Origin of the sequence: Arthrobacter sp. NPDC056691 (assembly GCF_042791415.1) — a bacterium.
GTDB lineage: Bacteria > Actinomycetota > Actinomycetes > Actinomycetales > Micrococcaceae > Arthrobacter.
The window spans coordinates 72760-82340 of the sequence record NZ_JBHTXX010000030.1 but is presented as its reverse complement, the minus strand read 5'-3'; the positions used below and the strand labels follow the sequence as shown (position 1 = coordinate 82340).

Below are 9581 nucleotides of genomic sequence, written 5' to 3'. Positions count from 1 at the left end.
GCTACCAGCCGAAAAAACAAAACACCCCCGGTCCGTAGACCGGGGGTGTAGCCGATGTCTCGGGACATCTGTAGTCGATGTCCCGAGACATCACAAATGCGCCCCAGGAGGGAATCGAACCCCCGACCGGCGGATTAGAAGGCCGCTGCTCTATCCCCTGAGCTACTGGGGCAATGCCTGGCTGGCACATTGCTGGCGCCTAAAAAGTCTACATTGACTTGCGCGCCACCAGCGTCAGGCACCTGGCAGTTTTACCATCGCGTCACAAGCCGTGCGGCCATAGTTTTCCACATACGGAACGTCGGCTCTCGCTGTCCATCTGTTGCCGGTTGATGCTTGAAATGCCTGCTAGGGCATGACACTTCGAGACAGGACACCAAGATGACCGACACCATTACCGTCCGGGGCTTCGTTGCCACGGAGATCCGCAGTTCCACCACCCCGGGAGGCGTCCCCACCGCCTCATTCCGTCTCGGCTCCGCGGAACGGCGGTTCGACAAGACCGCCAACGCCTGGGTGGACGGCAACATCAACTGGTTCACCGTCCAGGGATACCGGCAGCTGGCCGGAAACATGGGCTGCAGCATCAAGAAGGGCCAGCGCGTCATCATCGTGGGCAAACTGAAGATGCGCAGCTGGGAGAAGGAAGGCCGCGTCTACCACGACGCTGAGATCGACGCGGATGCTGTGGGCCACGACCTCAAGTGGGGCACCGCCAACTTCATCCGCAATTCCGGCAACCCGCAGGCCGCCGACGGATTCGGTCCCGCGAACGGCGATCGAAGCACTTCGGGCCCCTCCGGCGCGGGCCAGGACGGAGCTGACGATGGCCGGGAGGACGATGACGAGACCGATGAGGATGCGGCCGCGGCAGGAATCTTCCTCGACGACGCCGGCGACGAGCTGGAGCTTGATCGCGAAACGGGAGAACTTACCGGAGCCGCTGCCTGAACGCCGGTGGCGTGCGGCACCGCACCCCCTGGCGGTGCCGCATGGCAGAATGGCAGCGTGATGCGAGCGATGACACTCCGGCGGAACACGGCTCTCCGCGGCAAGGCAACTGGTGCCCGGGAAAATACCAAGGTGGTTGCCGGCCGGCTCGCACTGGCGGTTGCATTGCTGTCGGCGCTCGCCGCCTGTACGGCACCGGAAGACCAGGCCACCGTCAATCAGACGGCGGAAGGACAGGCCGCGGGAACACAGGCTGCCAAGCAGTCGGCATCGCAGTCGGCACCGGCGCCGGCGGGGGCTTCGGCGCCTGCATCCGCCGCCACGGCCTCCGCCTCTGCCGGGGCCACGGCCGCGCTGCAGCGGACCATGACTGACGTCCTGGGAAAGGTAGTCGCAGCCAATCCCAAGCCTGCCACGGCGGACATTGCCGCGGCGCTCACGGCGGCAGGCGTTCCGGCGCGGAGCCTGGAGGTCTCGGCGGGCCGCACGCCCACCGGGCTCGAGGTGGATTCCATGGAAGCGGCGGCCGTCCAGGCCAACGAATGCGTGATCGGCCAGATCCGCGACGGAAAGGTGACGGTGGCCGTTCTCCCGGCGCTGTCGAACGGGAAGTGCTTCGTAGGCGCCCCGGCCTGACGGGAATGCCGGACCTGACGCGAATGCCAGACCTGACGCGAATGTGAGATATGCCCGCCAACCCACTAGATTTGGAACCATGGCGGAATTTATCTACACAATGACCAAGGCCCGAAAGGCTGTTGGCGAAAAACTTATTCTCGATGACGTAAGCATGTCCTTCTTCCCGGGCGCCAAGATCGGTGTTGTTGGTCCCAACGGTGCCGGTAAGTCCACCATCCTGAAAATCATGGCCGGCCTGGACACCCCCTCAAACGGCGAAGCCCGGCTGAGCCCCGGCTACAGCGTTGGCATCCTGCTGCAGGAGCCGCCGCTGAATGAGGAGAAGACCGTCCTGGGCAACGTCCAGGAAGGCGTTGGCGAGATCTTCGGCAAGATCCAGCGCTTCAACGCGATCTCCGAGGAGATGGCCAGCCCTGACGCGGACTACGACTCACTCCTCGAGGAGATGGGCCACTTGCAGGAAGCCATCGACTCCGCCGACGCCTGGGACCTGGACTCCCAGCTCGAGCAGGCCATGGACGCCCTCCGCTGCCCGCCGGCCGACGCGGATGTCACCCTGCTCTCCGGCGGTGAGCGCCGCCGCGTGGCGCTCTGCAAGCTGCTCCTGCAGAAGCCGGACCTCCTGCTGCTTGACGAGCCCACCAACCACCTCGACGCCGAGAGCGTGCTGTGGCTGGAACAGCACCTCTCCTCCTACGAGGGCGCCGTTCTCGCCGTCACCCACGACCGGTACTTCCTGGACCACGTCGCGGAATGGATCGCCGAGGTCGACCGCGGCCACCTGTACCCCTACGAGGGCAACTACTCCACCTACCTGGAGAAGAAGCGCGCCCGCCTGGAAATCCAGGGCAAGAAGGACGCCAAGCAGGCCAAGCGGCTCTCCGAGGAACTCGAATGGGTCCGCTCCAACGCCAAGGGCCGGCAGACCAAGTCCAAGGCACGTCTGGCACGCTATGAGGAAATGGCCGCCGAGGCAGACCGCACCCGGAAGCTGGACTTCGAAGAGATCCAGATCCCGCCGGGACCGCGTCTTGGCGGAGTGGTCCTGGAAGCCAAGAACCTCCAGAAGGGCTTCGACGACCGCACCCTGATCGACGGGCTGTCCTTCTCCCTGCCGCGCAACGGTATCGTCGGCGTTATTGGCCCGAACGGTGTGGGTAAGTCCACGCTGTTCAAGACCATCGTGGGCCTCGAGCCCCTCGACGGCGGCGAGCTGAAGATCGGTGACTCGGTCAAGATCTCCTACGCCGACCAGAGCCGCGGCGGCATCGACCCCAACAAGACCCTGTGGGAGGTCGTGTCCGACGGCCTGGACTTCATCCAGGTGGGCAACGTCGAAATGCCGTCCCGCGCCTATGTCGCGGCGTTCGGGTTCAAGGGGCCGGACCAGCAGAAGAAGGCAGGTGTGCTCTCCGGTGGTGAGCGCAACCGCCTGAACCTGGCTCTGACCCTCAAGCAGGGCGGAAACCTGCTCCTGCTTGACGAACCGACCAACGACCTCGACGTCGAAACCCTCAGCAGCCTGGAAAACGCGCTGCTGGAGTTCCCCGGCTGCGCCGTCGTGGTCTCCCACGACCGCTGGTTCCTGGACCGGGTGGCCACCCACATCCTCGCCTACGAAGGTGACGAGGAGAACCCGTCGAAGTGGTACTGGTTTGAGGGCAACTTCGAATCCTACGAGGAGAACAAGGTGCAGCGCCTCGGCCCCGACGCCGCCAAGCCGCACCGCGTCACGCACCGCCGCCTGACCCGCGACTAGTCGCGCTGAGCACGAAAAAGGCCGGACCCGGGATCAATGAACCCCGGGGCCGGCCTTTTCGTATCAGGAGCCAGTCAGGCCTTGCGCATCTGGTGCTGCATGATCTTGGTCTGGACGGCACCGGCCACCTTGCTCTTGATGTCCGTTGGCACACGGACCATGCCCTCCTGCGCGACGGACGCCACATGCAGGCCCTCGCGGTTGAAGATCTTGCCGGTGGCGAGTCCGCGCGCCCCCTGGGCGCTGGGTGATTCCTGCACATACAGGAGCCACTCGTCCACGCGCACGGGACGGTGCCACCACATGGCGTGGTCGAGGCTCGCCACGCTCATGCCCGGCGTGATCCAGCTCAGCCCGTGCCTGCGAAGGATCGACTCGAGCAGTGTGTAGTCGCTGGCGTAGGCCAGCGCGGCGCGGTGCGTGTTGGCGTTGTCCGGCATGGGGCTGAAGGTCTTCATCCACACGGCGTTGCGTGCTTCCTTTTTCCCCGTAGCGGCCACATACAGGGCGGGATCCACATGGCGGATGTCGAAGGGCCGTTCGTACGCCCAGTGCCGGGCGACGGGGTGGTCGAACTTGCCCAGCAGGTCTGCGGTGCTGGGCAGGGTCTCCGGATCGGGGATGCCGGCAGGCATCTCGGACTGGTGCTCAATGCCCTCATCGCTTGCCTGGAACGAGGCGATCATGGAGAGAATCGGTGTCCCGTCCTGATAGGCGTGGACCCGCCGCGCAGAGAACGAGCGGCCGTCCCGCAGGCGCTGTACCCCGAACGTGATGGGTTTGTTCGCGTCCCCGGGCCGGAGGAAGTAGCCGTGCATGGAATGGACGGTGCGGTCCTCGTCCACGGTGCGCATTCCCGCAATCAGGGACTGGGCCAGGACCTGGCCGCCGAAGACACGCTGGTGCGGCTGGCGCTGCGACGGACCCATGAAAATGTCCTCGTCGGTGCGGGCGCCTTCCAGCTCGCCGAGGTCCAGCAGGTCGAGGAGGGAGTTCGTGGGGTGGTTCGTGGGCAAGGCCTGCAATCCGGCGTCCGCTTCAGTCATGGTTTGACTCTAGACGGCGCCCCGGCACCGCTCAACCGAGCCCCAGCCGGTAGTGTTCTTAACGTGTCTGATCTCCTTACCCAGTCTTTCCGCTTCGCTGACCCCCGCGACCTCGCCGATCTGAAGACCTTTGTCACCCGCGCCAAGGCCATCGATGACGGGGCCATCCGCCTGCAGGCAGCCGGCACGGTACTGGCCGCCTACGTCTGCGTCCTCCGGCCCCGGATCCTGGGGGAGTCCACCCCAACGATCCTCGGCCTGCGCACCATGGGGCTGGCAGACCCGTCCGCTATTGACGTCACGGTTCCGCTCGCCGCGGTCCTGGACCGGCTGGCCCGGGCAGGGGAGAACGACGCCGATCTTCCGGTCCCGCCGTCGACCGTCACCGAATCATGGGCCGGCGTGGGCGCGCCGCGCAGCGGCTGGGAACTGGTGGATTCAGTGCCCGACGCCGAACTGCGGCAGGTTGCCGAAGACGGCATCGCCGAGGTGGCCGGTATTGTCCCGGACAAACCCGGAGCCGTGATCGTCAACAATGCCCGGGCCGCCGTCTGGGGGCGGGGGCTGGCGGAACGGCACGGGGTGCCGGCCGGAGTGGCTTTTGCCGCCCTCACCCTGGGATTCCTCGGCGAGGACGAACAAAAGCTTTACCGTTCGGGGCGCTGGTTCCGGCTCAGCGGCAGCCGCGGACACGTGCTGGCACGGACGGGCGCCGGGCTGCTTTAGCCTAGGCGTCGGACGGGCTGTTCACCATGGAGAGCGCAGCGCGTTCCATGTAGTCCCACAGCGTGCCCTCATGCAGCGGCGGCAGGTCCAGCGAATCGACCGCCGCCCGCATGTGGTGCAGCCAGCGGTCCTTCGCTTCGGGCGTCACCCGGAACGGCATGTGTCGCATCCGCAGCCGGGGATGGCCGCGTTCCTCGCCGTAGGTGGTGGGGCCGCCCCAGTACTGCTCCAGGAACATCAGGAACCGCCGCTTGGCCGGCCCCAGGTCCTCTTCCGGATACATGGGCCGCAGCAGCGGATCGGTGGCCACGCCGTCGTAAAAAACGTCAATGAGCTTCACGAATGTCTCGTGGCCGCCCACGGCGTCGTAAAAGTTGTCCGTGTACCCGGGCTGGCTGAAGGGGTCGTTGCGCATCAGCGGCTTGCGGACGCCCGGCTCCGGCGGGGTGGGGAGCGATGGAATGGTCATGGCTATTCTCCGGCCTTCTGCTGGGGTGCGTGCTCGGCTTCGGCGGCAGTCACTTCAGGCTCTGCAGGCGGGACGTAGTTACCCTGCGAGCGGTTGCCCACGCGGAGGATCTCACCGTTGCGGAGGTACCAGATGGCGCCGTTCTCGTCGCGGACGCGCGTGATCCTCAGCCCGATCGACTCCACCACGCCAATCACTTCGCTGGTTTCAATGGTGTCGCCGATGCCGTACTGGTCCTCGATGGTGATGAAGATGCCGGCAAGGAAGTCCCTGATCAGCTGCTGGGCACCAAAGCCGATGGCGATACCCAGGATTCCCACGCTGGTCAGCAGCGGCGCCACGTCGACGTCCAGGTTCTTCAGCATGTAGATGCAGGTGATGACGGCGATGACCACGCCGATGCCGCTCTTCAGCAACGAGCCGATCGTTTGGGCCCGCTGGACGCGCCGCTCATGGTCCAGGGCGCGCAGCGCCGGCGCCACCCAGCGGAAGTGCGGTTTCTTGAACAGCGACGTGCCGTTCGCCACCCGACGGGTGATCCTGGCGATCAGGAAACTCGCGATCAGCCACAGGACGATGCCTGCGCCGAGGCTGATGGCCACGCCGGCCAGGTCAAGTCCGGTGGGCTCCAGTGAGGCCGAGGGCGTTGTGAACATGCTGTACATCTGCAGGAAGGCTCCTTGCTGCTGTCCGGCGGCGGCCGGTCTCCACGCTTACCGGGGAGACCGGCTGCTCTTTGGTCGCCTTTAAGCCTAGCGGGGTCTGCCGCTGGCTATGGACTTCCGGCTGTGGTAACAGGAGCGTGCAGAACGGGGAAATTTACGCTGCGGGCTATGAAACACACCTGGTTGGCCTCCTGGTGCATCTGTTCCGCCAGCGCAAGGTGCCCCGGATCCGCAACCGCCACCTGCGGGCGGAGGGTGACGGTTTCGAACTGGCCGCTGCCGTCCCGGTTCAGCCGGAGCAAGCCGGTGGCGTTGTCCTCATAGGACAGAACCACCACGCCATGCCTCACCGCAACGTGCAGGAAGGAGAGCATGTGGCACTGCGCCAGGGCCGTCAGCAGCAGCTGTTCGGGGTTATACCGGGAACGGTCGCCGTGGAAGGTGGGGTCGGCCGAGCCCTGCAGGACCGGCAGCCCCGGAATCTCGATGTCGTGGTCCCGGGAGTATCCCCGGTAGGACGACGTCCCGCTTCCAAGGTTGCCGGTCCAGCGGACCGTCAGCGCGTATTGGTGTTCGTCGAGCGCCACTGGTCAGGCCTGGACATCCGCCGCGCGGGCCCGCAGCGCCCGGGCCACGCCGTCGCGGTTTTCCAGCATCATCCGGCGCAGCGCAGCGCTCTCCTCCGGCAGCGACGCCAGGAACCCGTCGGTCCGGTCCACAGTCGCCTGGCTGGTCAGCTGCGCCGGGTAGAGTCCCAGGACGATTTGCTGAGCCAGGGCAAATGTGCGATCGGCGACGATGCCGGGCACGGCCTCGAAGTACTTCTCCGCGTACGGCTCCAGCAGGGCGGTGTCCAGCACCCGCGTGAAGCCGGCGACAGCCGAGGCCTGGATGGCATTGGAGAGATCGCCCTTGACCACGATCGACTCCCAGGCCTCCGCCTTGGCTTCCGGGGTGGGGATGGCAGCCTTGGCCAGCGCGGCCGCGTTCTGGCCGCTGGAGGTGTTGTCCCTCTCCAGTTCGGCGTCGATGTCCGCCTGGCCCAGCCGGCCGCCCGCAACGAGGGCTGCCACCAGCTCCCACCGGAGGTCCTGGTCCACGGCCAGCCCGGCCAGGGTGAGCGAGCCGTCCAGCAGGCCGGCGATTTGATCCAGCTGCTGCGCGCTGCGGGCCAGGAGGGTGAAGGACTTGATGAACTGCAGCTGGGCGTCGGAACCGCCCGGCACGTCCGAAGCCAGTTCCCAAAGACGGTCGACGGCGGCAACGGTGGCGGCTTCGCGGTGCTCCCCGGCCACGTAGAAGGTGAGCGTGGTGGCAAGCTGCCGCAGCTGTACCAGGATCACCGACGAATCAGACTCGGAGGCGATGTTGGCCAGGATCAGGTCGACGTATCCCCGGGCGGGGCTTTCGCCGTCCCTGGCCGCGTCCCAGGCCGAGCCCCACACCAGGGTCCGCGGCAGGCTCTCCCGGAAATCCTTGAGGTGAGCGGTGGCGGTGGCCAGGGACTGCTCGTCCAGGCGCACCTTGGCGTAGGCGAGGTCATCGTCGTTGAGCAGGATCAGATCCGGCCGCTTGAGTCCGGCCAGCTCCGGCACCTCGGTGCGTTCGCCGTCGACGTCCAGCTCCTCGCGGTGCACGCGCTCCAGCGTGCCCTCACCGGTGAGGTCGTAGAACCCCACTGCCAGGCGGTGCGGCCGGATGGTGGGCTGCTCGGCAACCGCGGACTGCAGGATGGCGAAGGACGTGATGGTGCCGTCCGCGTCCACGGCCAGTTCCGGCTTCAGCGAGTTCACGCCGGCCGTTTCCAGCCACAGGCGGCCCCACTGGTCCAGGTCGCGTCCGCTGGCCTTCTCCAGCTCGACCATCAGGTCACCCAGCTCGGTGTTCCGCCAGGAATGCTTGGCGAAGTATTCACGCACGCCGGCCATGAACTTGTCCGGCCCCACCCAGGCCACAAGCTGCCGCAGCACCGAGGCGCCCTTGGCGTAGGTGATGCCGTCGAAGTTCACCTCGACGTCATTCAGGTTGTTGATTTCGGCGAAGATCGGATGGGTCGTCGGGAGCTGGTCCTGGCGGTAGGCCCACGACTTTTCCACCGAGGCGAACGTGGTCCACGCGCTCTGGAACTTGGTGTTCTCCACGGCGGCCAGGTGCGACATGTATTCGGCGAAGGACTCGTTGAGCCAGAGATCGTTCCACCAGCGCATGGTCACGAGGTCGCCGAACCACATGTGGGCCAGCTCGTGCAGCACGGTGATGGCCCGGCGTTCCACCTGCGCCTCCGGGACCTTGCCGCGGAAAACGTAGCCTTCGAGGATGGTCACCGCTCCGGCGTTCTCCATGGCGCCGGCGTTGAACTCCGGCACAAACAGCTGGTCGTACTTCTCGAACGGGTAGGGGCAGCCGAACTGGGCCTCGAAGAACTCGAATCCCTGGCGCGTGAGCTCAAAGATGTTGTCCGCGTCCAGGTACTGCATGAGGGACTTGCGCGCGAAGACGCCCAGCGGCACGACGCGGCCATCCGAGCTCGTGACGTCGCTGCGCACCGACTGGTAGGGCCCGGCGATGAGGGCGGTGACGTACGAGGACAGGCGTGGCGTGGGCGCAAAGTCCCAGACCGAGCGGGCTCCGCCGTCGTCCCCCGGGGCAGCCGCTTCCGGCTCCGGCGTCGGTGAATTGGAGATGACGTCCCAGTGCGAGGGGGCGGTGACGCGGAACCGGAAGGCGGCCTTGAGGTCGGGCTGTTCAAAGACCGCGAACATCCGGCGCGAGTCCGGGACCTCGAACTGCGTGTACAGGTACACCTCGCCGTCCACCGGATCCACGAAGCGGTGCAGGCCCTCGCCGGTGTTCATGTAGGGCGCATCCGCCACCACGGTCAGCTCGTTGTCCGCCGCCAGGTCGGGCAGCTGGATCCGGACGCCGTCGGACACCTCGGCTGGGTCCAGTTCGCGGCCGTTCAGCGTCACGCTGTGGACAGCGTCCGTCACGGCGTCGATGAACGTCGAAGATCCGGGCGTCGCCGTGAACCTGACGGTGGTGGTGGAACCGAAGACGGTCCCGCCCGTGGTCAGGACCAGGCTGACATCGTAGGAGTCGACGGCGATCAGGGCGGCGCGCTCGCGCGCTTCGGCGCGGGTCAGATTCATGCCTGGCAAGGTTGTGCCTCCAGAGGTTGTGGTGGCCGGACTGGCCCGGCCCGCGGCTGCTGCGCGGTGTTCACGCGCGGATTACATCACTGTGAAGCCATTGTTTCATTTCGGCGCCGCTTGGCAAGTTATCTGGCTCACTTCTGCGGCCCGTTCGCTGCGGGACCTCTCTCCAGG

Annotated in this window: 9 protein-coding genes and 1 tRNA gene; 4 read left to right on the top strand and 6 right to left on the bottom strand. The window is 66.3% G+C overall.

The annotated features are described in order from the left end of the window. Nucleotides 1-99: 99 nt before the first annotated feature. Nucleotides 100-172, bottom strand: a tRNA-Arg gene (locus tag ACFRAU_RS20210). A gap of 209 nt (nucleotides 173-381) precedes the next feature. On the opposite strand from ACFRAU_RS20210, the gene ACFRAU_RS20205 reads away from it, so the two are divergent. The 3 genes from ACFRAU_RS20205 to ettA all read left to right on the top strand — a co-directional run bounded on the left by ACFRAU_RS20205 (nucleotide 382) and on the right by ettA (nucleotide 3349). Next, entirely contained in the window at nucleotides 382-951 is a 570-nt protein-coding gene (locus tag ACFRAU_RS20205) for a single-stranded DNA-binding protein (protein ID WP_378001210.1), read from the top strand. Between the two features lie 60 nt (nucleotides 952-1011). Beyond that, nucleotides 1012-1587: a DUF6993 domain-containing protein gene (locus ACFRAU_RS20200; protein WP_378001213.1), complete on the top strand. Its 576-nt coding sequence runs from the start codon at nucleotides 1012-1014 to the stop codon at nucleotides 1585-1587. Nucleotides 1588-1666: 79 nt separating this feature from the next. Then, nucleotides 1667-3349: an energy-dependent translational throttle protein EttA gene (ettA, locus tag ACFRAU_RS20195; protein ID WP_377996079.1), complete on the top strand. Its 1683-nt coding sequence runs from the start codon at nucleotides 1667-1669 to the stop codon at nucleotides 3347-3349. 74 nt (nucleotides 3350-3423) lie between these two features. Here ettA and ACFRAU_RS20190 read toward each other — a convergent pair whose 3' ends face one another. Next, a complete protein-coding gene (locus tag ACFRAU_RS20190) occupies nucleotides 3424-4395 on the bottom strand; it encodes an acyl-CoA thioesterase (RefSeq protein WP_377996078.1) in 972 nt (323 codons plus the stop codon). Nucleotides 4396-4458: 63 nt separating this feature from the next. On the opposite strand from ACFRAU_RS20190, the gene ACFRAU_RS20185 reads away from it, so the two are divergent. Beyond that, nucleotides 4459-5121, top strand: a complete 663-nt coding sequence (locus tag ACFRAU_RS20185; protein WP_377996077.1) for a hypothetical protein — start codon at nucleotides 4459-4461, stop codon at nucleotides 5119-5121. 1 nt (nucleotide 5122) lies between these two features. On the opposite strand, the gene ACFRAU_RS20180 is transcribed toward ACFRAU_RS20185, so the two are convergent. From ACFRAU_RS20180 to pepN, 4 genes are all read right to left on the bottom strand, one after another. Continuing rightward, complete coding sequence (locus tag ACFRAU_RS20180; RefSeq protein ID WP_377996076.1) at nucleotides 5123-5590, bottom strand: globin; 468 nt, start codon at nucleotides 5588-5590, stop codon at nucleotides 5123-5125. Nucleotides 5591-5592: 2 nt separating this feature from the next. Further along, nucleotides 5593-6255 (bottom strand): mechanosensitive ion channel family protein, encoded by a 663-nt coding sequence (locus ACFRAU_RS20175; protein WP_377996075.1) that lies wholly within the window; start codon nucleotides 6253-6255, stop codon nucleotides 5593-5595. Nucleotides 6256-6362: 107 nt separating this feature from the next. Beyond that, entirely contained in the window at nucleotides 6363-6842 is a 480-nt protein-coding gene (locus ACFRAU_RS20170) for an OsmC family protein (protein ID WP_377996074.1), read from the bottom strand. Nucleotides 6843-6845: 3 nt separating this feature from the next. Then, on the bottom strand, nucleotides 6846-9404 hold the full coding sequence (gene pepN, locus ACFRAU_RS20165; protein ID WP_378001212.1) for an aminopeptidase N: 2559 nt from the start codon (nucleotides 9402-9404) through the stop codon (nucleotides 6846-6848). Between the last annotated feature and the right edge of the window lie 177 nt (nucleotides 9405-9581).